The following is a 25,392-nucleotide window of genomic DNA, read 5'->3' on the forward strand; positions in this document are numbered from 1 at the left end:
CGCGGCCCGCAGCGTTGCGGGGTTGCGCCGGTCGGCTCGCCCGGGGGTGGCGGCCGTGGCATGACCCTCCCACATCATGTGCAACCTTCAAACAGAAGTTGCGGCACTTACGACGGCATCTTGACATTAGTCCGCCCAGAAGCGACGCTTCCCCCATGGCAGAGCAGCCCCCGGCGACGCGCGTCTACCTCCCGCCCGACGGCGGGCCGCGCGAGGCGGGACCGGGCCACGTCCTGCAGCTCGTGGCCTCGGGCACCGCACGAACCCGCGCGGCCATCGCCAACGCAACAGGGCTGTCACGCCCGACGGTCGCGCAACGGCTCGAGTCGCTCTTCGCAGCAGGACTCGTCCGGGAGTCGGCCGAGACCGAGTCGTCAGGCGGCCGGCCCGCCAAGGTGCTGACGTTCCAGGCGTCGGCCGCGGTCGTGCTCTGCGTCGACATCGGGGAGGCGCGCACCCGGGTCGCGGTGGCCGACCTCGTCGCCGGCATCCTCGCCGAGGAGGTCGTCGCGGTACCGGTCGCTGCGGGTCCCGAGGCGCTCCTGCGACGGGTCGTCGCCACGGCGCGTGCGCTGCTGGACGAGCCGGAGGTGCCGCACGCGCCCCTCGCCGCCGTCGGTGTCGGCCTGCCCGCTCCCGTGGACTTCGCGACGGGCCGACCCGTCGGCTGGTCCGTCATGGCGGGCTGGGACGGGTACGACGTGCGCGCCCACCTGGGCGGGGTGTTCGACGTGCCCGTCGTCGTCGACAACGACGTCAACCTGCTCACCCTCGCGGAGCACCGGACACGGTGGCCGGACGAGCGGCACCTGTTCTACGTCAAGGCCGGTACCGGCATCGGCAGCGGGATCGTCTCCGACGGACGGGTCAACCGCGGCGCCCTGGGCGCCGCCGGTGACATCGGCCACGCACGCCTGTCCGGCTACGGGGACCCCGCGTGCCGCTGCGGCAACGCCGGCTGCCTGGAGGCGCTCGCAGGTGGCTGGGCGCTGGCGCGGGACCTGTCCGGCGACGGCTCGGCCGGGGAGATCCGCGAGGCCCGCGACGTGCTCACCCTCGTCCGACGCGGCAACGACGACGCCGTGCGCCGGCTGCGCGACGCGGGGCGGACCCTCGGTGAGGCCGTCGCCTACGCCACGAGCCTGCTCAACCCCCGCGTCATCGTCATCGGCGGCATGCTCGCGGCAACGGGCGATCACCTGATCGCAGGCGTGCGCGAGGTCGTCTACCAGCGCTCGCTCCCCCTGGCGACCCGAGAGCTCACGATCACCACCACGCAGCTCGACCACCACGGCGGCGTCATCGGTGCCGCGTACCTCGCCGCGGACTCGGTGCTCGACCCGGCGACGGTCGACCGGGCACTGGCACGGAGCGACGGCGAGACGCGGACCCTGCGCTGGGTGCTCGCCTAGGACCCGCGTCTCGTGGGTCAGTCGCGGGCCGTCAGGACGACCGGGCCGCGCTTGGTGATCGCCACCGTGTGCTCGGCGTGCGCGGCGAGCGCGCCGTCGGCGCTGCGGATGGTCCAGCCGTCGTCGTCGATGACGTAGTCGCCGCTGCCGGCCATGAGCCACGGCTCGATGGCGATGACCGTGCCGGGCTTGAGGCGGATGCCGGTGCCGGGGCGGCCGTCGTTGGGGACGTGCGGGTCCTCGTGCATCGTCCGCCCGACGCCGTGCCCGCCGAAGTCGGTGTTGAGGCCGAACCCGGACTGGCGCGCGATCCGGCCGATCGCGGCCGACACGTCACCCATGCGGGCGTTCGGCTGGGCCGCGGCGATGCCGGCGGCGAGCGCCTGCTCGGTCGTCGAGATGAGGCGCTGCGCCTCGGGCGTCGTCGTGCCGAGCTGGAACGTCAGCGCCGAGTCCGCGACCCACCCCTCGACCTGGCACGCGAAGTCGATGCTCAGGACGTCGCCGTCCTGCAGCACGCGGTCCGACGGCAGGCCGTGCAGCGCGTGGTCGTTGACCGACGTGCACAGGACGCCCGGGTACGGCATCGCCCCGAAGCTCGGGTGGTAGCCGAGGTAGACCGAGTGCGCGCCGGCCTTGGCGATGAGCTCGCGCGCGTGGGCGTCGAGGTCGTTCGTCGTCATGCCGATGCGGGCGTGCTCGCGCAGCGACGTCAGGACGTCGGCCACGAACCGCCCGGCGGGGCGCATCTGCTCGATCTCTGCGGGGGACTTGAGTGCCACACCCCCACCCTCTCATCCGCCCGGACCCGGCCGGTGCGGCTGCCGGGCACGCCGCGCGAGCGGGAGCAGGGCAGGGAACAGCCCGTGGGCCGGGCCCCCTGGAGGGGCCCTGCCGCGAGGGACGAGGTCGCGGCTCCCACGGGCTGCGGTGACTGCTGGTTTTCGCTGCCGCCCTGCCGTCGTGCCGGCGGAGCGGGTGCGGACCTGGGCAGTCCGTCCGATGACTCGGGCGGCTAGCGGACAGCCACCTCACTCGTCCGGGAGTGCTTCATGTCTCGGACCACCTCCTTCCCGTGTACCGACGACGCTACGTCGCACGCGGACGTCCGCCAAGGGGTTTTCCGACGCCGCCGTACCAGGTCCCCCGAACCGGTGACACGGCCCGTGGACGCCGCCAGGACCCCTCGAGCGCGGTAGGAAACCGTCGAGCGCGCCACTCGTAGGTACCGCGCTCGGCGGGTAGGTACCGCGGTCGGCGGGGAGGGGGGCGGGGACTCAGGACGTGAGCTGGGCCGGGCGGCCGACGCGCTCCGACGCGGGGGCGCGCCACATCGTCACGGGCGCCGCGGGGATGCCGCGGACCGGGACGCCGTCGACGAAGCCGTGCCGGCGGTACAGGCGGCGGTTGCGCTCGGTCGACGACTCGAGGTACGCGGCGGCGTCCTGGCCGTCGACGGTCGCGAGCCGCGCGTCGAGGAGGGCACCACCGACGCCCTGGCCGCGCGCCGCGTCGGCGACCCCGATCTCCTGCAGGTACCAGTGGGGCGGGCGGGGCCGGTACCGGTCGACCGCGCGCTTGGTGACGAGCGCGCGCCACAGGTGGTCCGGGCCGCACGCGCGCCAGAAGGACGGCAGCTGCGCCATGAGCCGCGGGATGGTCGTCACCGCGTCGGGCGCCTCCCAGATCGCGACGCCCAGCACGTCGTCCTGCCCGGCCCGGCGGGCCACGTCGACGGTGCCGTCGGCGATGACCGGGCGCAGCAGCCCGACGAAGAGGTGGTGGGCGCGCGCCGACCGGTCGTGACCCCGACCGCCGAGCAGCGTCCCGGTGACCGGGTCGTCGACGAAGGCCTCGGCCAGCACCGACGCCGCGGCGGTGAGGTCTCCGGGCTCGGCGGGTGCGACGACGATCATGGGGTCCTCCTCCCGGGCGTCACGGTGCGCGTGACTTCACCGTATGACGATTTGGCCGCTTGTCCAAGTCGGATGGCCAAGTCCGCGCCTACCATGGAGGGGTGAATCTCACCGGCGGCGGCCACCGGCCCGTCGACGAGCGCCGGGCGCAGCTGCTCGACGCCGCGCTGGCGGTGCTGCGCGAGCACGGCCTGGCCGGCCTGACGACGCGGGCCGTGACGACCCGGGCGGGCGTGCCGCACGGGATCTTCCACTACGCCTTCGGGTCCAAGGCCGCCCTGGTGCGCGCGCTGGTCGAGCGCGAGCTGACGGGGGCGACCGCCGCCTGGGACGCGGCCGTCGCGACCGACGACCTCGAGACCGCGCTGCGGCGTGCGCTGCGCGCGCAGCTCGACATCGTGCGCGCCGACCCCGCCCACCAGGCCGCGATGTACGAGCTGATCCGTGCCGCGCGCGACGACTCGGACACCAGCACCGTGGCGTGGGAACGGCGGCAGTACCTCGCGGAGATCGAGCGCCAGCTCGTCGCGTGGTCGCAGCGCGGCGGCGTCACCTGGACCGCCCCCGTCGAGCACGTCGCGGCCCTCGTCCTGTCCGCCGCGGACGGCGTCATCCAGGCCTGGGTGGCCGACCACGACGACGAGCGCGCCGACGCCTCGGTCGAGCTGCTGGCCCGCGCGGTCGCGTCGCTGGCCCACCCCGCCTGACCCCGTGCTGCGCGACCCGTCGCCGCGGCGACGCGGTCAGGCCGCGGAGCCGCGGACCGCCGTGCGCAGCACCTCGCGGTGGGCCGCCGTCGCGGGGTCGTCCCGGTCGCGGTCGCGCGCGTCGTCGGCGCCCGGAGCGGGGACGTCCCGCAGCCGGTGGTCGACCACGACGCGCCCCGGCGACGCCGAGAACACCAGCGCGCGCGTCCCCAGGAACGCGGCCTCGTCGACCGAGTGCGTGACGAACAGGACCGTCGTGCCCGTCGTCGCCCACAGGTGCAGCAGCTCCTCCTGGAGCCGCTCGCGCGTGAGGGCGTCGAGCGCCGCGAACGGCTCGTCCATGAGCAGCACGCGGGGACGCCCCACGAGCGCACGCGCGATCGCGGCGCGCTGCTGCATGCCGCCCGACAGCTCCCACGGCCGCCGGTCGCCCGCGTCCGGCAGGCCGACGAGCTCGAGCGTCGCCTGAGCGAGCTCGGTGCGCTCGCGCCGTCCCGCACCGGCCAGGCGCGGCCCGAGCGCGACGTTGTCCCGCACCGTCAGCCACGGGAACAGGCGCGGCTGCTGGAAGACGACACCGCGGTCGACGCCCGGGCCGCGCACCGGCACGTCGTCGACGAGCACGCGGCCGCGCGTGGGCTCGAGGAACCCCGCGACCAGGTTGAGCGCGGTCGACTTGCCGCACCCCGACGGGCCGACGAGCACGACGAGCTCACCCGGGGCGACGTCCACGTCGAGGACGGCCAGCGCCGGGCGCGCGTCACGCCCGCGGCCGAACGTGCGGGTCACGCCCTCGAGCCGGACGCGGGCACCGTGCGTGGTGCCCGCGTCCGGCCGCGGCGCGAGGGCCGTGGTCACCTCCCGCCGAAGACGCGCGCGAGCGCGTCGACCGCGATCCGGTCCTGCAGGTCGGCGACGTCCGGGACGGCGTCGATCGCTCCCTGCGCGTGCAGGAACTGCGCGGCCGACGCGAGGCTCGCGGCGAACGCGCCCGGTGCGTCGGGCGTGCCGAAGTACGTCTCCCCGGCCTGCTCCGAACCGCGCAGGAACGTCAGCCCGGCGAGCTGCGTCGTGACCTCGTCGGTCGGCAGGTCGAGCTCGGCACCGATGGCCTCGGCCGCCGCGTCCGGGTCGTCCTGCAGCAGCGCGACCGCGCGGTCCTGCGCCTCGAGCCACGCGTCCACGGCGTCGGGGTGCTCGTCGGCGAACGCACGCGTCACGACGCCGAGGTCGTACGTCGGGTGCCCGCCCTGCGCGACCTGCGTCGACGTCGTCAGGACCGTGCCGCCCAGCTCGGACAGCGTCGGCTCCCACACGTACGCCGCGTCGACGTCGCCGCGGGTCCACGCCCCCAGGATGTCCGCGGGCTGCAGGTCCACCAGCCGCACGTCGTCCTCGCCGACCCCGGCCTCCGCGAGCGCGGCCGTGAGCGAGTAGTGGGCGGTCGACGCGAACGGCGTCGCGATGGTCCTGCCGGCGAGGTCGGCCACCGAGGACACGCCCGACCCGTCGCGTGCGACGAGCGACTCCGCGTCACCGATGACGTCGTGCACCCACAGCACCCGGTAGTCGATGTCCAGGGGCTTCGACAGGCCGCGCGTCACCGGGCTGGAGCCCGCCAGGCCCACGTCGACCGACCCCGCGACCACGGCCGTGTTGACGTCGCCGCCCGAGTCGAAGCGGATCCACTGGACGTCGGTGCCGGGCAGCGCCTCCTCGAGCCAGCCCTCGTGCTTGACGACGAGGTCGCCGTTGGGGATCAGCTGGTAGCCGATGCGCAGGACGTCGGGACCGGAGGCGTCGGCGGACGCGGCGTCACCCGTCGCCGACGACGTGGACGTGCACGCGGCGAGCGTGAGCGCGGCGCCCAGGCCGGTGACCAGGGCGGTGACGAGCAGCGCGGGGGTGCGCGGCCTGCGGGTGGGGGACATGGGGGTTCCTCTCGGTGGATCGGTCGGTCGGTCGACGTCCGGGCGGACGACGACGGCGGACGTGCAGGTGCTGACCGGGGGCCGTCGTGGGGGCGCGTCGTGAGGGGGGCGGCGACCTACGCGCGGCCGCGCCACGGCCCCGCGCGGCGCTCGACCGCGCGCAGACACGCGTCGAGGAGCAGGCCGGAGACGCCGAGGACGAGGATCCCGAGGACCACGACGTCGGTCTGGAGGTAGCGCTGGGCGTCGCGGATCATGCCGCCGATGCCCGGCACGCCGTTGACGGTCTCCGCCGCGACGACCGACGTGTACGCGACGCCCACGCCGAGGCGGATGCCGACGAGGATCTCCGGCAGCGCCGCGGGCAGGACGACCCAGCGGGCGACGTCCCACCGGCCGGCGCCCAGCGAGCGCGCGCCGTTGACGTAGTCGCGGTGCACACCGCCGACGGCCGCGGCGGTCGCGACGGCCACGGGCGGCATCGCGGCGACGAGCAGCAGCCAGATCTTCGGCGTCTCCTCGATGCCGAACCAGATGACGAGCAGGCTGAAGTACGCGAGCGGGGGCAGCTGCCGCAGGAAGGTCACGGCCGGCTCGAGGACCGTGCGCACGGGCCCGACGGTCGCGACGAGCAGCCCCAGCACCACGCCCAGCACCGTGCCGATGCCGGACCCGACGACGATGCGCCGCAGGCTCGTGCCCAGGTGCTCGTGCAGCAGGTGGCCGCTGAAGCCGGTGCGTCCCGAGGCGTCGGGCGCGAGGCCCGACACCGTGACGAACGCGTCGAGCACGTCGCCCGGGGACGGGACGAGGACGCGCGGCCAGACCTCCAGCGCGGCGACCAGCCACCACGCGCCGAGGAGCACCGCGAGCGCGACGAGCCGCAGGCCCAGCGTCCGGGCCCGTGCGCGACGACGGGCCGCGCGCTCGCGCCGCTCGTCGTCGGACCGGTCTTGCGCCGCGGGAAGGGCGCGCGCGGCGACGTCCTGCGCGCTCATGCCGCGACCCGGGCGGCGACGCGGGGCAGCACCTCCTCCCCCACGCGGTACGCCTCCTCCAGGTGCGGCCAGCCGGACAGGATCAGGTGCTCGAAGCCCGCGTCCTGCAGCTCGACGATCCGGTCGGCGACCTCGTCGTGCGACCCGACGAGCGCGGTCCCGGCCCCCTCGCGCAGCAGGCCGATCCCGGCCCACAGGTTGGGCCCCACGGTCTGGGCGCGCGCGTGCGTCCCGAGGCCCACCGTCAGGTCGTTCATGCGGCGCTGCCCGACCGACTCCATCTGCGCGAACCGGCGCTGCGCCGCGGCCTTCGCGTCGGGGTCCATGCCGGCGAGCAGCCGGTCCGCCTCGTCCCACGCCTCGTCGGCCGTGTCGCGCGCGACGACGTGCAGGCGGACGCCGAACCGCAGGTCCCGGCCCTGCGCGACGGCGAGCGCGCGGACACGGGCGGCGCGCTCGCGCAGGGCGTCGAGCGGCTCGCCCCAGGCCAGGTGGACGTCGGCGTGCCGTGCGGCGACGCGCTCGGCGGCGGGCGACGCACCGCCGAAGAACACCGGCGGCCGGTCGGCCGGGAGCCGCGGGAAGCCCGCGCCCGTGACGTCGTAGTACGGCCCCGCGTGGTCGAACGGTGCGGCGTCCCACGTGCCGCGGAACGTCGTGAGGAAGTCGTCCGTGCGGGCGTACCGCTCGTCGTGCGGCAGGCGGTCGCCGTAGGCGCGCTGCTCGACGGGGTCGCCCCCGGTGACGACGTTGATGGCGAGGCGCCCGCCGGACAGCCGCTGGAACGTCGCGGCCTGCTGCGCGGCGAGCGTCGGCAGCAGGTAGCCGGGCCGGAACGCGACGAGGAACCGCAGCGTGCGCGTCAGCGGCAGCAGCGCGGCGGTGGTGAGCCAGGCGTCCTCGCACCCGGCGCCCGTGGGCGTCAGGACGGCGTCGAAGCCGGACTGCTCGGCCGCGCGGGCGACCTGGCCGAGGTAGTCGAGCGACGCGGGCCGGGTCAGCGCGCCGCGGCCGACACCGGCGGACGCGACGACGTTGGCCACGTGACGGCCGTCGCCGTTGGTGGGCAGGAACCAGTGGAAGGACATGGGCAGACCTGTCGGGTGGGGCCCGCGGTCCGGGTGGGACGGGAGCGGGCGGGGCGCGGCGGGGGGACCGGGCGGCTGATCACCGGGTGCGACAGGAGCGCAGCGGACGTGCGGACGCGCAGGTGCCGGGCTGCGGCACGGGGCGGGTCGGCGTCGTCACGCGTACATAGTGGACTGTTCCGGTCGGCTATGCCAAGTATCAGGACGGACCGTCCCGCTGCGTGGGACACCGACCCCCGCCAGCGCCCTCTGGAGCGGTCCCCGGGCGTTCTTCACCCGCCCCCAGCACGTCCGAACGGATGATTCGTCCCCAACTTGGACAGAAGTTCACCAACCACCCGAGGTTTGCCTCTATTGTCCGTTACGCCCGATGGCGTGGCCGTCGTCGCCGGGCACCCGTCCAAGCGTCCGCGGCCGAGGAGTCCCCCCGTGAACCGCCGTCTGCCACTCGTCATCCTGTCCGTCGCAGCCCTCGTCGTGCTGCCCTCCACCGCCGCGACCGCCACCGGGGGTGGTCACCACGGGTCGGGCAAGCCCGGCTACTCGGCCGGCTACAAGCCCAAGCCCGGCAAGCCCACGCCCGCGCCCCAGCCCACGGCCGCCCCCGGCGCGCTGTGCGGCGGCAAGCGCACCGGCGACGTGATCCCCTGGAACGCCTACACGTGCGACCAGGCCACGGGGTACTTCCTCTACAAGAAGCTCGACGTCCGCAAGGCCGCCGGGTACTGGAACAGCGGGCCGCAGCACCGCGTCGCGCTGCACGCCGTGTGGGCGTGGCCGACCGCGAACGGGTCCGGCCGCACCGAGGCGTCCCGGAACCTGCCGCGCGACGCGCAGACCATCCCGCTCGAGCTCGACGCCACCGACGCCGCGGCGGTCTGCGCCGACCGCGAGGCCTACGGCCTGCAGGTGGACCTCGTGGGCGACGGCGAGGCCGGCCGTGGGCTCGACGTCGCGTCGCTGGTCCCGACCGTCATCACGCCCCCGCACGACGGCGGGTTCCCGGTGCCGAACACCCTGGCGTTCTACGGGCACTACGACGTGGACGACCTCGTCGACCTCGACGTGCTGTGCGCCCCGGTCGTCGTCCCGACGCCCTCGGCGTCCCCGACGCCGCCGCCCTCCCCGACACCCAGCCCGACGCCGACGCCGACCGCCGACGTGGACGACGAGCCCACCGTCGCGCCGACCCCGACGCCCGCACCGTCGCCGAGCGAGACCAGCGAGGTCCTGCCGGCACCGGCCGAGACCCCGACACCGACCGCCACCGCGACGGCCACGCCCACCCCGTCCCCGACGCCGACCGAGCGCGCCGAGGTGCTCGCCGCGGTCGACGACGACGACACGCTCGCCGCGACGGGCACGCAGGCCGCCTTCGGCCTGCTCGCCGCGATCGGTGCGATCGCCGGTGGTACGGCCCTCGTGCTCGCCCGGCGCCGTCACCGCACGGAGAGCTGACCCGGGGCGCGACCGCGCCCACCCACCGGGTGCCCCCGGCACCCCCTGAACCGTCACCCCCCGGCCCACCCCCCCGGCCGGGGGGTGACGTCTGTCCGCCCACCCGTGCCGACGCACTCCCCCGTCGCTACGCTGCAGCGGTGGCACGCGGCGACGCGAGGAGAGACGTCGAGCTCGTCGAGGACGACGAGGGCGTCACCGGCGGCGCGCCCCCCGGCGGCGGGAGTCAGCCGGGCACCGCAGCGGGCGACGGCGAACCGGCCGGTGCGCCGCACCGCACCCGCCGGCGCCTCCTGGTCGCGGGCGCGGTGCTGCTCGGGCTTGCCGTGGTCTTCGGCGTCGTCGCCCAGGGCGTCGTGACGTCCCGCGAGCGCGCACGGATGGCGGCGGTCGCGGGGCTGCCGGGGGTCCTGAACCCCGTCGACGGGCCGGTGAGCGCGCTGCGGTCGGACGCCGACGCGGACGCGGAGCTGCTGCGCGCGAGCGCCCGCACGCCCGACGGCCTGTTCGTCGCCTCACGGGAGACCGTGGACGGTACGGCGTCGGTCGTCGCGTTCGACCCGGCCGACGGTGCGGTCGCCTGGGAGGTCGAGCTGATCGGCCCCGGGAGCGCGCTCGACGTCCTGCCGGACGGGGAGGTGGTCCGCAGCCACGGCTCGTGCGAGACGTACGGGACCGAGCGGGAGCTGCTCGTGTGCCTGGCCGACAACGGGGTCAACGTCGTCGGGCGCGGCACCCTCGCGCAGATCCTGCCGACCGAGACGCGGCTGGTCGTCCTCGACGCGCGCGACGGCGCGGTCGTGAACGACCTGTCGTCGGCGGCGGGCGAGCCGCTCGCGTCGCGGTCGATCGCCGTGCTGGCGGATCTCGTCGTCCTGGCCGGCACCGGGGAGTCCACCGCCCGGGTGCGGGCCCTCGCCGCGGACGGCACGGTCGCGTGGCAGACCTCGTTCCCGACCACGACGACGACGGCCTACGGGGCGCGTGCGGAGCTGCGGGCGACGTCGGACGCCGTCGCGCTCCTGACGCCCGACGCCTTGCGCCTGCTCGACGAGGCGGGCGAGACACGGCAGCAGGTCGAGCTGACGTCGGACACGCGCATGGAGGTGGCGCCCGGCTACGCCGTGGCCGACACCCCGCAGGGCACGGTCGTGGTGCGGCCGGACGGGATCCAGCGGGCACCGGGGACGTGGGTCAGGCTCACGGTCGACGACGGCAGCGCGCCCGGGCTCGTCCTGACGTCCGACGAGCGCGGCCTGCACGCGTGGGACGTCGACGGCCGGGCGCTGTGGACGGCGGTCCCGACGCCCACCGCGTACTCGGCGGTGCTCCTCGACGGCCGGGTCCTCATCGGCAACGGCACCGCCCTCGACGCGCTGGACGCCGGCACGGGGGAGCGGATGTGGAGCGCGCCGGGCCTGCTGCCCCAGTCGGGGACGGCGACGGACGGCCGGTACGTCCTCGTCCTCGCGCCGGGACCCGGCGGCAGCACGCCGGACGTGCTCGTGGCGCTGGACGCCGCGGACGGGCAGCGCGCCTGGGCGGTGGACCTGACCGAGCCGGTCTCGTCGATCCTCCCCGTCCACGGCGTGCTCGTCGCCTACTCGTTCGACGGGTCGCAGGACGGTGGCGGGCTCGTCACCTATGTGCTCGGCTGAGCGCGGCCCGGGCGCGCCACCACCGCGCTAGCCTGCAGCGGTGGCACGTCGCGGCGCCAGGATGCACGTCGAGCTCGTCGAGGACGACGGGACGCAGGACGGCCCCCTGCCCGCGGTCGCACCGGGCAGCACCCCCGACGGGCAGGGCGTCGTCGACGTCCACGCACGCCACCTCGCGCCCCGCGCCCGTCGCCGGGTGCTCGCGGCCACGGCCACGGTCGTCGTGGCGCTCGTCGCTGTCGGCGTCGTCGGGCAGGTCCGCGAGGCGGCCCGCGACCGCGCCCGGCTCGCGGTCGTGGCGACGCTGCCGCAGGCGCTCGCGCCGCTCGACGGACCGCCCGAGGTCCTGTGGACGGCCACGAACGACGACGTGCTGTGGGCGACGGCCCGCACGCCCGACGGGCTGCTCGTGGGCACGCGGGCCGGTGACGACGGCGGGGACACCGCGCAGGCGACGGACCCGGTGACGGGCGAGGTCGTCTGGGAGCGGGAGCTGCTCCCCGCGTCGGCCGCCCCGCCGGACGCGCGCGGCGACACCCGCACGCGGGGCGGCTCCTGCCTGACGCACGGCACCGACGGCGAGGGCCTGGTCTGCTTCGCCCACAACGCACGCTCCGTCTTCGGGGCGGCGGTGCAGCACCGCGCGCCCACGGTGACCCGCCTGCTGCTGCTGGACCCGGACGACGGGGCGGTCGTCGCGGACCTGTCCGACGCCGTGGACGACACGGGGATCTTCCCGACGTTCGTCGTCCTCGACGACCTCGCGGTGGTGGGCAGCGTCGTCGACGACGACGCGCACGTCGTGGCCGTCGCACCGGACGGCACCGTGGCGTGGCGGGCCACGTTCCCGGCGGTGACCTCCCCCGCGTCAGCGCTCCCGCGGTACGGGCCACGCGTCCAGGTGATGCTGCTGGGTGACGACCTGCTGGTGTCGACCGCCGGTGAGCTGCGCATCCTCGACGCCACGGGGACGGTCCTGCGCAGCTTCCCGGTGGGTCCCGACGAGCTCCTCAGCGGCACGTCCGGCGCATCGGCGCTCACGAGCCCGGGTTCCGAGCAGCTCGTCTTCACGCGCATCGGCACCCGGACCGTCGCCACGGGCGCGAGGACCCGGCTCGTGCGCGCGGACCGCGTCGGCGGGCTCGCCGGGCGCTGGGTGCCCACGGGCGTCGACGACGGCAGCGCCGACGGCCTCCTGCTCACCGTGGACGGGGCCGGGCTGCACGGCTGGGACAGCGACGGCACCTGGCGGTGGACCGCGCCCCGGGTGCCGACCTCGGTCGGGTCCGCGCACGTGCTCGCGGAGCGCGTCCACGTCGTCGTCGGCAGCAACCTGGTGACGTACGACGCGCGCACGGGCGCCGAGCTGTGGCGCAGCGGCGGCCTGACCGGCCAGGAGCCGCCCCTGACGGACGGCCGCCGCCTCCTGGTACGGGCCGCCGGCGCCGACGGCCGCGGGACGGACCTGGTCGCGCTGGACGCAGCCGACGGCTCCGTGGCGTGGCGGACGGCGTTCCCGCCCCGCGTCGAGCTGCTGCACGCGACGTTCGGTGCCCTCGTCGGGGTCACCCCGCTCGAGGACGGGGCGAGGGCGAGCGTCACCGTCCTGGGCTGACGCGGACCCGGCCGAGGCCCCTGCGGCGCAGCACGCTCGGGGCGGTTAGCGTGCGGCCATGGCGCGCGCACGCAGGGTCGAGGTGGTGCTGGAGGGCGGTGACGCCGACACCGCGGCGCCGCCCTCCGATGCCCGGTCGACCGCCCGGCGGCGCCGGTGGTGGTGGCTCGCCGTCCCGCTCGCCGCGGTCCTCGCGCTCGTCGCCGGCCAGGTCGTCACCGACCGCCGCGAGCGCGCCGCGCTGACGGCCCTGGCCGAGGTCCGGGGCGTCCTGGCGCCGCTCGACGACGAGGTCGAGGTCGCGTGGGAGGTGGACGAGGGCACGCGCCTCGAAGGCGCCGCCCGTGTCGGCTCGGTGCTGGCGGCCACGCGCGCGACGGCCGACCACACCGTCGTGCTCGAGGGCCGCGACGTGGCCACGGGCGCCCGGCTCTGGGCGCGCGACGTGGTCGGTCCCCGCCCGCGCTGGACGCCCGACGCCGAGGCCGACCCGGTGCCGTGCACGGCGCTGCCCGACCGCCCCGGAGAGGTGGTCTGCCTGGTCCCGGACGGCGGCGGTGACGTCGTCGACGGGGCGTGGGCGACGATCGCCCCGACGACGACGCGGCTGCTCGTGCTCGACGCCGCCGACGGCACCGTGCAGGTCGAGCGTGAGGTCCCCGCGACGGTGCAGTGGCTGACCCCGTCCGGCGACGACGTGCTGCTCGTCGGCACGGTCGACGGCACGACGCACGTCCGGTCGCAGCACCTGCTGGACGGCACCGAGCGCTGGCACGTCACGGTCGGCGCCGGCGCGGACGACCTGCCGTTCACGCCGGGCGCCGCGACGAGCACGCTGCTCGACGCACGGACGCTCGCCGTGGACCACGGCAACGCGGTCACGCTCGTGTCCACGGACGGCAAGGTCCTGCGCACGGTGGGGACGCAGCCGGGGACCGGCCTCACGGGCCGGCGCACCACGACGAGGGTCGAGCTCTCCACGGCCCTCGCGGCCGCCGTGATCGGCAGCGAGTCCTCGTCCGCCGTGGTGTCGGCGACGGCCGAGGTCCCCCTCGACGGGTCCGTCCTGCCCGTCGTCGTGGACGACGGCAGCGTCCCGGGGCTCGTCCTGACGCGCACGCCGCGGCTGCAGGCGTGGGACGCGAGCGCCGGCTCGCCACGCTGGGACGCCGACGTCGTCGACGCCCAGGACGCCACGATCCTGCAGGGCCGGGTGCACGTCGGGACGTCCGCCTGGCTCGTGACGTACGACGGTGCCACCGGTGACGAGCTGTGGCGGTGGTCCCGCCCGACCGGTACCGGGCCGCTCCTGACGGACGGCCGCCACCTGTACGTGCTGGGCAGCCGCGACGGCCGGCACAGCGGGCCCTACGACGTGGTGGCGCTGCACGTCGCCGACGGCACCGAGGCGTGGCGCACGCCGCTGGCCGCCCGCACGTGGCTGCTCACGCTGGACGGTCTGCTCCTGGCGCAGACGTTCGACGAGACCAGCCAGGTGGAGACGTACCGCGTCCTGCGCTGAACCGTGCCCCTCGACGGCAGCCGTCCGGCCGGAACCCGCCCTGGACCGCCGTGCGCGGCGCTAGCCTGCGACGATGGCACGCCGCAGCCCCCTGCACGACGTCGAGCTCGTCGACGACGACGACGCGCCCACCGTGCCCACCGACGCGGACGCGGACCCGGCCGCGCGGCGTCGCAGCCGCCGGGCGCTGGTCGTCGGGGTCGCGCTCGTGACGGTTCTGGTCGCCGGTGCGGTCGTGGGCCAGTCCGTGGTGGACCGCCGCGAGCGCGCGGGGGTCGCGGCGGTCGCCGGGCAGATGGGCGCGGTGGACCTGCTGGACGGCCCGCCCGCCGCCCGGTGGGAGACGACCGAGGACGCGTTCACGACGATGACCACGCGCACCTCCGACGGGGTCCTGGTCGGTGTGCAGCACGCGCTCAGCGGCCCGGTGGAGGTGGCGGCGGTCGATGCCGCGACGGGCGCGCAGACGTGGCGCGTCGAGCTCATCGACAGCTCGACCCGCGCCGCGCAGGACACCCCGGCGACCTACGCGTGGTCGGGGTCGTGCAGCGAGGTCCCCGGCCGGGACCACCGGGTCGCGTGCCTGGTGCACGACGGGACGCAGTCCACCGACGAGAACGGTGAGCCCGTCGGGGCGCCGCCGTCGGTGGTGCGCGTCGTCACCCTCGACACGCGCGACGGCACGGTGGTCCAGGACCTCTCCGACGCGCTGGACGTCACGGGGGCGGTGTCGTCGTTCGTCTTCACGGGGGAGGTCCTCGCCGTCGCGACCCGGGGCGGGACGGGGAGCGAGCGGGTGACGCATGTGCGAGCGGTCACGTGGGACGGCGCGTCGGCCTGGGACCTGACGATCCCCGAACCCGGCGACGACGAGCCGTCCCAGATCTACCTCGCCGAGCTCGGCGACCTCGTGGGCGTCGCCACCCCGACCGAGCTCCGGCTCGTCGACGCCCGCGGGCGCACGGTGCGGACCCTGCCGCTGGACGGCGGGTACGTCGCGGGCTGGGGCGGCGATGTGCTCTACGTGATGACGTCCGACGTCGACGGCACCACGACCGTCGTCCGTCCCGACGGTGACGTCGACGTGACGGGTTACGTCGTGCCCGCCCTCGTCGACGACGGCAGCGTCCCGGGCCTCACCGTCACGTCCGACGACGGTCTGCTCACCGCGTGGGACGGCGAGGGGGCACGGCTGTGGTCGTCCGAGCTCGCGCCGCCGGCGTCCGTCATCGTGCTCGGTGGGCGCGTCCTCCTCGACGCGGGCCGGGGGCTGGCGGCGCTCGACGCGCGTACCGGGGACGAGCTGTGGACGAACGACGTGTCCGGGGCCGACCCCGTGACCGACGGTCGGCACGTGTACGCGCTGGTCTCCGCACCGAGCCGGGGGCAGCGCAGCGAGATGGTGGCCCTGGACCCGGCGGACGGCTCGGAGGTGTGGCGCGCGCCGCTCCCCGACGGCACCGACGAGCTGATCGCGTTCACGGGCCTGCTGGTCGCGTTCGGCCGCGACGACGCGGGCGACCTCACGCACCTCACGGTCATGCGCTGACGGGTCCCGGCCGGGGCGTGTGCCCCGATGCGTCGTCGGCTCTGGTCCGGGCTCTGTTCCGCGTCGTGCCCGCTCGGTAGCGTGCGGGAGGTGGGTGACCCGGTGCTGGTCGAGCTCGACGACGACCCCGGAGCGCCCGCGCCGGACGTTCCCGCCGGCCCGGCGCGGCGCCGGTGGGGCGCCCTGGTGCTGCTCGCGGTCGTGGCGGCGCTCGTCCTGGCGCAGCTCGTCGCGGACGCGCGCGAGGGGGCGCGCCTCGCGGCGCTCACCGAGGTCACGGGCGTGCTCGACCCCGTCCCGGACCCGCCGCACGTCGCGTGGCGGCTGGACGACGACGCCACACGCGACGTGCAGGTCGTCGGGTCACGGCTCCTCGAGGGCCGGATCGCACCCGACGGTGCGATGTCCGTGGCCGCGCGCGACCTCGCGACGGGAGCCGTGCAGTGGACGGCTCCGCTGCTCGCGGCGCCCGACGCCCCCCTGCCGGACGGGACCGTCCGGTACGGGCTGCAGTGCACCGCCGGGCCCGCGCTGCCCGGCCGCGTCGTGTGCCTCGTGCACGACGCGACGGTCGCCGGCACCCCCGAGGGGCCCTCGATGACGTCGACCGGCGCAGCGGCCGTCGCGGCCCGCGTGGAGGTCGTCGACATCGCGTCGGGCGAGGTGGTCGGCGACTACCCGGCGGCCGACGGCGGGACCGTCGCGGCGGCCGTCGGCGTGACCGACGGGGCCCTCGTGCTCGCGGCACCGCTCGACGACGGCACGTCGGTGTGGGCGCTGGACCCCGCGACGGGCGCCCCGCGGTGGCGCGTGCACGCCGAGACCGGGTTCGGGGGCGGCTGGCTGCGGTGGGGCGCGGAGGTGCGGGTCGTCCCCGTGGGCGACACCGCGGTCGGCGTGCTGGGCGCGGGCGTCGTCCTGCTGGACGGCACCGACGGCTCGACCCTCGCGACCGCCGGCACGCTGGCCACCGTCACGGGCGCACGCCAGGACGGCACCGCGCTGGTGGTCGGCAGCGAGGGCTACACGCGCCTGGTCGGCCCGGCGGGCGAGGTGCGGCTCGAGGGCGCGCCGGTGCCCGTGGACGTCGACGACGGCAGCGTCCCGGGGCTCGCGCTCACCATGTCGGGCGGCCTGCGGGCGTGGGACGCGAGGACCGGGGAGCCGCGGTGGCAGGCGGAGGTCGCGGGTCAGACGGCGCTGGTGGTCGGCGGCTGCCTGCACGTGTACGACGCGCTCCACGTCACGACGCTCGACGCGCGCACGGGCGAGGTGCTGTGGACGACGACGGCACCCGAGCTGCTCGGCGGGGACGCCGCGGTCACCGGCCTGGCGACCGACGGCTCCCACCTGCTCGTCGCCGGGACCACGCCGACCACCGGTGCACGGCTCGTCGCGGTCGACCCCGCCGACGCGTCCGTGCAGTGGCGCACGGACCGCACCGGGCTGGGCGACGTCATGCGCGTGGACGCGGCCGACGGTGTCCTGCTGGGCACGGACCCGCAGGACACCGTCGTGCTGCGCTGAGGCGTCAGGCGAAGATGCCGTACGTCCACGCGCTGCCGCGCGTCGAGTGGACGATCTCGGCCGTCGGCGACGTGGCGTCGTACTCGTCGTAGAAGATCATGACGCACTCGAAGTGGTAGCTCGGGGGCACGCCGTCCACGACGACCTGCCAGGGCTCCCCGCGCCGCAGCGGGCTCTCGGCGACCACGGTGAACGTCTGCCCCGGCGTTCCCTGGTCACCCGTGTTCGTGCCGTCCACGAACGCCAGCGCGGTGCACGACGCCTGCACGGACCGGGCGTCCAGGCGCCACGAGGGGACGCTCAGCGCGAGGCTCTGGTAGCGCGTGTCGCCGGTCCAGTCGACCTCGCCCCAGGTGTCCGAGAGGTCGGCCGCGGTGAGCACCGTGGCAGCGAGCACCGTGCCGGCCGCCGACCTCGCCACGACCTCGCACGTGTAGGTGCGCTCGGCGTACGGGACGTGGACGCCCTCCGGCGAGCCCGACCACCAGGCCGTGCCCCTGCCGTCCTCCCACACCTCGGTCCACGAGGACGGGGACGCCTGCGGCAGCGGGACGTCGACGTCGCACGAGATCGACACGCCGTCCGGTGCGGTGCCCGCCGGCGCTTCGTCGATCGTCACCTCCAGGTGCTCGTAGCGCAGGTCGCGGCTCTCCTCGTACTCCCGCACGAAGGCCGTCGCGCGCAGCGCGTCCTCGCGGCCGAGCACCTGCCGCACGAAGGGACGCACGTACCGCCGCGTCTGGTACTGCGAGTCCTCCGGCAGCGACAGCAGCAGGCCGCCGCCCTCCTGGGCGAGCGTCGCGAGCGCGGTCAGGTCGCTCGTCGGCTCGGGAGCGATGACGTTGACCGTGATCCCGGCACCCACGGCACGCGTCAGGTCCTCGGGGACCGACGACCCGTCGCCGTCGCCCACGGCCAGCACCGCGCGGACGCGGTCCGGATCGCCCTTCTCGAGAAGCATGTCCACGGCGGCCGCGACGCCGCCCGCCAGGTCGGGGCGGTCGGAGCCCGTCCAGTCGTAGAGGTCGTACGCGCGGTCGAGGCCGTCCATCACCTCCGCGAGGTCGGCGGTCAGCGGCAGCACGGTGGTCGCCGATCCGGAGTACGCCACGATGCCGACGCGGTCGCCCGCCCGCAGCGCCTCGACGGCGTCCCGCAGGAGCCAGTGGTGGTGGCTGGTCCACGCGCCACCCTCCATGCTGAGGTCGACCACGAGGACGACGTCGGCCGCGTCACGCGGTCCGCCGGGGTCCGTCGGGTCGGTCGGGTCCGTCGGATCGGTCGGGTCGGTCGGGTCCGTCGGGTCGGTCGGGTCGGTCGGGTCCGTCGGGTCCGTCGTCCCCGACCACGGCCGCTCGTCGACGTGCAGGACGACGCGCTGCTCCGCGATCTCGTGGTCCCACGACGCGATGTGCCGGCCCAGCACCGCCAGCGACACCCCGATGCTGCTCACGGACACGAGGTCGAGCTGGCGCTTGATCGTCTGCTTCGCGACGGAGACCTCGGCGCTCAGCGCAGGGCCGACCCGGACCGCGACGTACGGCCCGGCCTGGTCGTAGATCCTCGCGATGAACGCCAGGCGGGCCGACAGCCCGACCTCGACGGCCAGCAGGATGTCCGGCTCCCAGATGGGGGTGGCGGACTTCTCGGCGACCGGCGCCCAGCGCCCGTCCTCGAAGCGGACGCCGTAGGTGAGCGCGATGTCGATCCCGAGCTTGGCCGACACCGCGGCGCTCGCCTCGACGCTGGCGACCAGCGTGGTCCCGAGGTAGTACGTCATGACCACGGGGACCGTCGCGATCATGAACGTGTTGGTGAAGAGGAACCGCTCCGGCAGCGCCTTCTCGAGCTTCACCTTCGCGGCCGCCGTGGCCTTGAGCTCGGCCGCGAACGGGAATCTCACGCCATAGCTGAGCTCGAACCTGTCGAGCCGCGCCGACACCCCGGACCAGGAGATGTCGAGGTCGATGTCGAGGACGACCGTCACGGTCACCGTGTACGACAGCTCGTACCCGATCGAGACGGGGGACGTGGCGAGCTGTCCCTCGAGCCGCAGGGACGGGAGCACCGTCGCGCCGCGGGCGGCCCGCCCGGCGACGCGTGCCGACACGACCTCACCCGTCGCGCCGTCGACCACCTGGTGCGACCCGTCGAGCTCGAGCTCGTGGACATCGAGGTGCACCTGCAGGAGCGCGTCGGTGAGGGCGGCGGCCGACGTCTCGACGACGGTGGTGGCCCCCACGCGCCGCACCGACTCGACGCGGCGCAGCAGGCCCTCCGGTGCCATCGGGGCGACGTCGCTGACCAGCACGTCACCCGCGGCCAGCGGGATCGCGCCGTCGATGACGAGGTGGTCGTCGTGGACCTCGAGCAGGCGCTCACCCTCCTCGGGCTCCAGCACCCGGGCGTCGGGGGCGACGACGACGGCGTCCTGCGGTGCCGCCTCGACGGTGATCTGACGCGTCAGGGTCGTCGAGCGGCCCGCCCAGTCGCGTGCGACCACGCTCAGGGTGTGTGCGCCCGTGGGCGTCGGGATCGCCAGGCTCCACGTCAGCGGACCCGACGCCCCCGGGTGCAGCCGGGCGCGGCCCAGCGTGACGCCGTCCCCGCTCACGACGACCTCGCGCACGCCGGCACCCGCGTCGTGGACCGTCCCCTCGACGACCAGCTCGGGCGTCGTCGCCTGGGACACCACCGCGCCCTGCCGGGGCGACGTCACGGTCAGCGCCGGCGCGGTGCGGTCCGCGGAGGCCGCGACGGGTGCGGTCAGGTGACCGATCAGCCGCGCACCGAGGACCTCCCCGCCCACGGGCGGGACGACGACGGCGGTGCCGGACGCGCTGACGGGCACGGCGAGCGTGACGGTCGTGGTCGTGCGGGCGGGCACCGGCACGTCGGCGTCCAGCTGCAGGACCGCACGTGCCAGCGAGCTGCCGGTCGCGAGCACGCCGGGCAGGCTGCCGCTGCGGACCTCGACCTGGAGCAGCACCTGCGTCGTGGTCGACGGCAGGTCGGCACCCGCCAGGCGGACGGTCCGCGCGCCGGCGAGCCCGCGCTGCAGGGTGAGCGTGCGTGCGCTCGTGACGGCGACCCCGCCGTCGACCGGGTCGGGCGACGTCCCGCCGCCGTCGGCCACCCACCCGACGACCGCGACGCGCAGCCCCGACGTCGTGGCGTCCCGCAGCACGCTCACGGTCCCGTCGACGTCCACGGGCGCCAGGACGAGCGCGGTGCGCCAGGAGGTCGTCACGGGGACCCCGGCCGCTGCCACGCCGTCCGCCGCGGGGAAGGAGATCGCACCGCCGTCCCCGGCGGACTGGACCGAGAGCCACACGGCGCGTACTCCCTCGGTGGGAAGTCCTGCGCGCCCCGCGACGGGGACACGGACGGGAGCGCCGGGTGCGGGCAGGTCCCCGCCCTCGCCCGTCGCCTGGTCGAGCACGGTCGTCGACGCGACGACGGTGGTCCCGCCGGCCCCGACGGCCTCGTCCTCGCTGCTCGGGACGACCCCGACCACCGAGACGGTGACCCGGGCGTCGGTGGTCGAGCTGACGGGCACGACACCCTGGGAGTCCGACGTGACCAGCGTCGTCGCGGACGAGGTGCCGGCCGGGTAGCTGACCGCGGGCGCCGCGTCCGTGGTGCTGCCGAACGTCAGGGTGCCCGCGGTGCGCGCCGACGTGACGGCCACCTGGACGACCAGACCCGTGCGGGCGGCGCGCTCACCCGCCGCGCGCAGCCGCAGGTCGACGACCTGGCCGGCCCCGAGGGTGACGCCCGCGGTCGCGCCGACGACCGACGGCCGCGTCTGCGCCCACGAACCGACGGGCCGCACGGGCCCGCTGGTCTGCGCGTGCGCGACGGAGGGCTGCAGGACCAGCGCCACCACGACCGACATGACGAGCACGAGTCGTGACGGGAAGAACGACGTGCGCACCTGCTGCCTCCTGGGCCGACGGGCTCCGGCGGCCCGAGGGCGACAGCATCGGGGGGCGAGGGGGGACGCCGTGGCGATTCGCACCCTGTGCGGCGAGATGTCACTCGAACGCCCCATCGAGTGCCGTCGGACGGCCCAACCCGTACCGTCGGCACAGGCGCCCACCGGGCCCGACACCACGGAGGACGTGCATGGGCTGGTTCGGCGGACGACGCGACGTGACGACGGCACGACCGGCCGTCCCCCCACCCGTTTCCCCACCCGTGGCGCAGCGCGGCCCCACTGCGTCCCTGTGGTCCGACGGCTTCGGACGCGTCGGCACCCGCTCGCTGCAGGTGCTCGCGATCCTCGCGGTCGTCGCCGTCGGCGTGGTGGCCGTCATGCAGCTGACGCTCGTGGTCATCCCCGTGCTCATCGCGCTCGTGCTCGCCGCCGCGATCAGCCCGCTCGTCTCCTGGCTGCGCCGCCGCGGCGTGCCGTCGCTGCTCGCGACGTGGCTCGCGCTGGTGACCCTCGTCGGGGTGCTCTCGCTCGTCGTCTGGGCGGTCGTGCGCGCCGTCGCCGACCAGTGGGACGACCTCGCCGGCTCCGCGGTGGACGGCCTCGGCGAGCTCCGGGAGCTCGTCTCGGGCCTGCCGTTCGAGATCACCGACGAGCAGATCACCGAGGCCCAGGACGCGCTGCAGGGCGCGCTGACCTCCGACGCGGTCGGTGCCGGCGCGGCCGCGGGCCTGTCCCAGACCGCCGACTTCGTCGCGGGCTTCTTCATCATGGTCGTGGTGCTGTTCTTCTTCCTCAAGGACGGGCCGAGGATCTGGGAGTTCCTGCTGCGGCCGTTCGAGGGGGCGCGCTACGAGCGCGGGCTGCGCGTGGGGCACAAGACCGTGCAGACCCTCGGCGGGTACGTGCGCGGCACCGCGATCGTCGCGGCCGTGGACGCGATCGGGATCGGCATCGGGCTGGCGATCGTGGGCGTGCCGCTCGTGCTGCCGCTGTCCGTCCTGGTGTTCCTGCTCGCGTTCATCCCGCTGGTCGGCGCGACCCTCGCCGGCATCCTCGCGGCGCTCGTCGCCCTCGTGGCGCTCGGGCCGGTCCAGGCGCTCGTCGTCCTGGTGATCGTCGTCGGCGTGAACCAGCTCGAGGGCGACTTCCTGCAGCCGGTCGTCATGGGCCGCTCGCTGCGCCTGCACCCGCTGGTCATCCTCGTGGCCCTGACCGCGGGCACCGTGCTGGCGGGCGTCACGGGCGCCGTGCTGGCGGTGCCGATCGCGGCGTCCCTGTGGGGTGCGGTCCAGGTGTGGGACGGCCCCGCGACGCCCGCGCGCTTCGCGCGGCAGAAGAGGGCAGAGACCGTCTGAGGTAGAAGGCCGAGACCGTCTGAGGTCAGGCGGGCGGCAGGCCCACGAGCCAGCGCGCCTCGCGGCGCAGCAGCGCGGCCCGCGCGGGCGCGGCGTACGAGCCGACGTCGTGGCCCAGCGCGTCGTAGACGACCCGGCCGCCCGCCACGACCCACACCACCGGGTGCGTCGCGCCGCCCTCGTCGTGCGTCACGAGGGCGTCCACGTCCGGTGCGACGAGGAGGTCGGTGTACCGCTCGTCGTCGACCACCAGCGGGCCCAGCCCGCGCGTGACCGGGTGCCCGGCGCGGACGTCGAACGTCGCGACGCCCTGCGGCGGGTGCCAGGACCGGCCCTCGACCCAGCGGCCGCCCATGACGTCCGACCACCACGGGCTGTCGGCGAACGTCATGGCCGCCTGGTGCAGCGCGAGCACGGGGCCGCCCGCGGCAGCGTGGTCGCGGACGCGCTCGTGCAGCGGGCGCCACGCTGCGTCGTCGTCGTCCGCGGGACCCTGACCTGCGTTGACGACCAGCAGGTCCTCCGCCCGCAGGTCCGCGAGCGCGTCGGGGAACGTGCTGCGCACCGCGACGTCGAACCCGGCGTCGGTCAGCTCGCACGCCACGGCGTGCGACGTCGCGGCGTGGTCGTGCCACGGGTCGGCGTAACGGGCGCGGCCCGCGAGGACGAGGGCGCGGGGCGACGACGGTCCGGGCATGCCCCCACGCTAGGCGACGCGCGACGCACCGCCGTGGCCGGGCAGACTCGTCCCGTGAACCCGACCCGGTGCCCCTGCGGCAGTGGCCTGCCCTTCGCCGAGTGCTGCGAGCCGCTGCACCGGGGTGAGCGCACCGCCGGCACGGCCGAGCAGCTCATGCGCTCGCGCTTCAGCGCGTTCGCCGTCGGCGACGTCGCGTACCTGCGGCGCTCGTGGCACCCCTCGACCCGCCCGGCGGACCTCGCGCTCGACGACGACGTGCGCTGGTACCGCCTCGACGTGGGCGCGACCACGGGCGGCGGCGTGTTCGACAGCGCGGGGACGGTCGAGTTCGAGGCGTTCTGGCGCAGCCCCGACGGCCGTGGGTCGATGCGCGAGGTCAGCCGGTTCGTCCGCGGTGCGGACGGCTGGCAGTACGTGGACGGGGACGTCGACCCGCCGCGCTGACCGCTCGACGCCCCGCCCGCGCCCGCCCGTCAGCGCAGGCCGCCCCAGCGCATCGGGTTGGTCGCGTTCGACGCGAGCAGGAACCACGACGTCGCGCCGACGTGCTGCACCTGGAAGTAGCCGAACCCGAAGCCCGAGTCGATGAGGCTCGATGCCGCGACGACGCCGCCGTCGACCTCGGCGCCGCCCAGGTGCTGGCCGCCGCCGAGCGTGTCCTGCGCGCGGCGCACCTGGCCCAGGAGCCACTCGGCGCGCTGGCGGTCCTCGCGGCGGTCGCGGTCGAGCAACGACGTGGCGAGCTGCGCGGTGCCCTCGAGCCACACGCCCTGCGGGTGCACGGTGATGCCGTTGTACTGGGCGGTCGAGGTGAGCGACGCGGTGCTGAACGTGACACCGGAGATCCGCTCGGCGTCGTCGGGCAGCTGGGACGTCGGGGCGGACGGGTCGTCCGTCACCGCGAGCGCCTGACCCGCCCAGTCGAGCGCGCGGTCGTACCGGCGCTCCCGGATCGCGAGGCGGCTCCACGTCGCGGGGTCGAGCGGGACCGGGTCGCGGTTGATCTCGACGCCGTCGTTCGTGCCCGTCCAGAACCAGCCCGAGGCCGGCTCCCACATGCGGTCGACGAACGCGAGCGCGTGCTCGGACGCGTCGGTCCAGCGTCGCTCCCCCGTGGCCTTGCGCAGCATCGAGAAGAAGGCGACGCAGTCGACGTTGTGCTCGGTCGACCCGTTGGGGACGGGCTGGTTGCCGCCGTCGACGCCGAACGAGAAGCCGCCCAGGGGCGCGGTGGACCACGTGGTCGTCGTGATCCACTCCCCGATGCGCACGGCCGCGCGCACGTACCGGGGGTCGCGCGTCGCGCGGAACAGGTGCAGCAGCGCGATGCCCGGCCACGCCATGTCGCCGACCGCGGTGCCGAGGAACCCGAACTGCCAGCCGACGTTCGCGGCGCCGTCGGCGCGCACGAACCCGTCCGGCTGCGGCGTGCCGTCGTAGAACGTGTACGGCCCGACGTTGTAGCCCTGGCGCAGGCGCCCGTCGGCGTGGTCGGGGTCGTGGTCCTGCGCGAAGACGAGGCCGTCGCCGATCGTGCGGGCGGTGTCGACGCTGCTGCGGCGGCCGTCGGCGAGCAGGGCGCAGATCGCGAGCGCGTTGTCGTAGACGAACGCGGTCGAGAACAGGCCGAGCTCGTCGGTGTAGCTCTGCGCGAGGCGCGGGCCGGTGTTGATGGTGGGGTAGGCGTCGGCGGCGGCGCGGACGAAGGCGACGGCCGCCCGCTCGGACCCGGCCCGGTCGCCGTGGTGACGGCCCGGACGGTGGTGCAGCGCGGGCCGCGGGCCCCAGGCGCGCCCGTCGTGCGCCGACGCCGCGCCCGCACCGGCGACGACCGCCGTCGCAGCACCGGCCATGGCGAGGAACGTGCGGCGACCCAGCACGCCCGGAGGGGTGCCGGGCGTCGTGCGGGTCGTGGCGGGGACTTCGGTGGTGTCCGGCATCGCGCGCTCCCGGGGTGTGGGGGTGGCCGCGGCGTCGCGGCACCCGACCCAGGCTAGGGACCTGGGCCGGGCGGCG

19 protein-coding genes are annotated in these 25,392 nt (G+C 75.8%); 10 read left to right on the top strand and 9 right to left on the bottom strand.

Features of this window, described 5'->3' with window-relative positions; all coding sequences use genetic code 11:
- Nucleotides 1-155: 155 nt before the first annotated feature.
- Nucleotides 156-1,412, top strand: coding sequence for an ROK family transcriptional regulator (locus tag H9657_RS10395; protein WP_191783091.1), 1,257 nt, complete (start codon nucleotides 156-158; stop codon nucleotides 1,410-1,412).
- 17 nt (nucleotides 1,413-1,429) lie between these two features.
- Here H9657_RS10395 and map read toward each other — a convergent pair whose 3' ends face one another.
- Both map and H9657_RS10405 read right to left on the bottom strand, forming a co-directional pair.
- Nucleotides 1,430-2,194, bottom strand: a complete 765-nt coding sequence (gene map / locus H9657_RS10400; protein WP_191783092.1) for a type I methionyl aminopeptidase — start codon at nucleotides 2,192-2,194, stop codon at nucleotides 1,430-1,432.
- Nucleotides 2,195-2,689: 495 nt separating this feature from the next.
- On the bottom strand, nucleotides 2,690-3,328 hold the full coding sequence (locus H9657_RS10405) for a GNAT family N-acetyltransferase (RefSeq protein ID WP_191783094.1): 639 nt from the start codon (nucleotides 3,326-3,328) through the stop codon (nucleotides 2,690-2,692).
- 101 nt (nucleotides 3,329-3,429) lie between these two features.
- Between H9657_RS10405 and H9657_RS10410 the strand changes: the two genes are divergently transcribed.
- Nucleotides 3,430-4,035: a TetR/AcrR family transcriptional regulator gene (locus H9657_RS10410; RefSeq protein ID WP_191783096.1), complete on the top strand. Its 606-nt coding sequence runs from the start codon at nucleotides 3,430-3,432 to the stop codon at nucleotides 4,033-4,035.
- A gap of 36 nt (nucleotides 4,036-4,071) precedes the next feature.
- Here H9657_RS10410 and H9657_RS10415 read toward each other — a convergent pair whose 3' ends face one another.
- The 4 genes from H9657_RS10415 to H9657_RS10430 form a co-directional block, all read right to left on the bottom strand.
- Nucleotides 4,072-4,893 carry an ABC transporter ATP-binding protein gene (locus H9657_RS10415; RefSeq protein WP_191783098.1) on the bottom strand — a complete coding sequence of 274 codons (822 nt, stop codon included), beginning with the start codon at nucleotides 4,891-4,893 and terminating at the stop codon, nucleotides 4,072-4,074.
- Nucleotides 4,890-5,966 (bottom strand): taurine ABC transporter substrate-binding protein, encoded by a 1,077-nt coding sequence (locus tag H9657_RS10420; RefSeq protein WP_191783100.1) that lies wholly within the window; start codon nucleotides 5,964-5,966, stop codon nucleotides 4,890-4,892. The genes H9657_RS10415 and H9657_RS10420 overlap by 4 nt, the downstream gene beginning before the upstream one ends.
- 116 nt (nucleotides 5,967-6,082) lie before the next feature.
- Nucleotides 6,083-6,964: an ABC transporter permease gene (locus H9657_RS10425; RefSeq protein WP_191783102.1), complete on the bottom strand. Its 882-nt coding sequence runs from the start codon at nucleotides 6,962-6,964 to the stop codon at nucleotides 6,083-6,085.
- Nucleotides 6,961-8,052: an LLM class flavin-dependent oxidoreductase gene (locus tag H9657_RS10430; RefSeq protein WP_191783104.1), complete on the bottom strand. Its 1,092-nt coding sequence runs from the start codon at nucleotides 8,050-8,052 to the stop codon at nucleotides 6,961-6,963. Before H9657_RS10430 ends, H9657_RS10425 begins: the two co-directional genes overlap by 4 nt.
- Before the next feature lie 429 nt (nucleotides 8,053-8,481).
- Here H9657_RS10430 and H9657_RS10435 point away from each other — a divergent pair, with 429 nt between their 5' ends.
- The 6 genes from H9657_RS10435 to H9657_RS19690 all read left to right on the top strand — a co-directional run bounded on the left by H9657_RS10435 (nucleotide 8,482) and on the right by H9657_RS19690 (nucleotide 17,381).
- Complete coding sequence (locus tag H9657_RS10435; protein WP_191783106.1) at nucleotides 8,482-9,510, top strand: LPXTG cell wall anchor domain-containing protein; 1,029 nt, start codon at nucleotides 8,482-8,484, stop codon at nucleotides 9,508-9,510.
- A 140-nt stretch (nucleotides 9,511-9,650) separates the two neighbouring features.
- The gene (locus tag H9657_RS10440) at nucleotides 9,651-11,168 is read left to right on the top strand and encodes an outer membrane protein assembly factor BamB family protein (RefSeq protein ID WP_191783108.1); all 1,518 of its coding nucleotides are present in this window, start codon (nucleotides 9,651-9,653) and stop codon (nucleotides 11,166-11,168) included.
- A gap of 40 nt (nucleotides 11,169-11,208) precedes the next feature.
- The gene (locus tag H9657_RS19685) at nucleotides 11,209-12,783 is read left to right on the top strand and encodes an outer membrane protein assembly factor BamB family protein (protein WP_191783110.1); all 1,575 of its coding nucleotides are present in this window, start codon (nucleotides 11,209-11,211) and stop codon (nucleotides 12,781-12,783) included.
- A gap of 58 nt (nucleotides 12,784-12,841) precedes the next feature.
- On the top strand, nucleotides 12,842-14,305 hold the full coding sequence (locus tag H9657_RS10450; RefSeq protein ID WP_191783112.1) for a PQQ-binding-like beta-propeller repeat protein: 1,464 nt from the start codon (nucleotides 12,842-12,844) through the stop codon (nucleotides 14,303-14,305).
- Nucleotides 14,306-14,378: 73 nt separating this feature from the next.
- Nucleotides 14,379-15,854, top strand: a complete 1,476-nt coding sequence (locus H9657_RS10455; protein ID WP_191783114.1) for an outer membrane protein assembly factor BamB family protein — start codon at nucleotides 14,379-14,381, stop codon at nucleotides 15,852-15,854.
- Between the two features lie 90 nt (nucleotides 15,855-15,944).
- Nucleotides 15,945-17,381 carry an outer membrane protein assembly factor BamB family protein gene (locus H9657_RS19690; RefSeq protein WP_191783116.1) on the top strand — a complete coding sequence of 479 codons (1,437 nt, stop codon included), beginning with the start codon at nucleotides 15,945-15,947 and terminating at the stop codon, nucleotides 17,379-17,381.
- 4 nt (nucleotides 17,382-17,385) lie between these two features.
- On the opposite strand, the gene H9657_RS10465 is transcribed toward H9657_RS19690, so the two are convergent.
- Nucleotides 17,386-21,318, bottom strand: coding sequence for a VWA domain-containing protein (locus H9657_RS10465; protein ID WP_191783118.1), 3,933 nt, complete (start codon nucleotides 21,316-21,318; stop codon nucleotides 17,386-17,388).
- Between the two features lie 191 nt (nucleotides 21,319-21,509).
- On the opposite strand from H9657_RS10465, the gene H9657_RS10470 reads away from it, so the two are divergent.
- A complete protein-coding gene (locus H9657_RS10470) occupies nucleotides 21,510-22,676 on the top strand; it encodes an AI-2E family transporter (protein ID WP_191783120.1) in 1,167 nt (388 codons plus the stop codon).
- Nucleotides 22,677-22,701: 25 nt separating this feature from the next.
- On the opposite strand, the gene H9657_RS10475 is transcribed toward H9657_RS10470, so the two are convergent.
- Nucleotides 22,702-23,373, bottom strand: a complete 672-nt coding sequence (locus H9657_RS10475) for a ThuA domain-containing protein (RefSeq protein ID WP_191783122.1) — start codon at nucleotides 23,371-23,373, stop codon at nucleotides 22,702-22,704.
- Nucleotides 23,374-23,427: 54 nt separating this feature from the next.
- On the opposite strand from H9657_RS10475, the gene H9657_RS10480 reads away from it, so the two are divergent.
- Nucleotides 23,428-23,820: a YchJ family protein gene (locus H9657_RS10480; protein ID WP_191783124.1), complete on the top strand. Its 393-nt coding sequence runs from the start codon at nucleotides 23,428-23,430 to the stop codon at nucleotides 23,818-23,820.
- Nucleotides 23,821-23,849: 29 nt separating this feature from the next.
- Here the strand turns inward: H9657_RS10480 and H9657_RS10485 are convergent, their stop codons facing one another.
- The gene (locus tag H9657_RS10485; RefSeq protein ID WP_225215097.1) at nucleotides 23,850-25,316 is read right to left on the bottom strand and encodes a Tat pathway signal sequence domain protein; all 1,467 of its coding nucleotides are present in this window, start codon (nucleotides 25,314-25,316) and stop codon (nucleotides 23,850-23,852) included.
- Nucleotides 25,317-25,392: the final 76 nt, after the last annotated feature.

The sequence above is a fragment of the Cellulomonas avistercoris genome (assembly GCF_014836445.1).
Classification (GTDB): Bacteria; Actinomycetota; Actinomycetes; order Actinomycetales; family Cellulomonadaceae; genus Cellulomonas; species Cellulomonas avistercoris.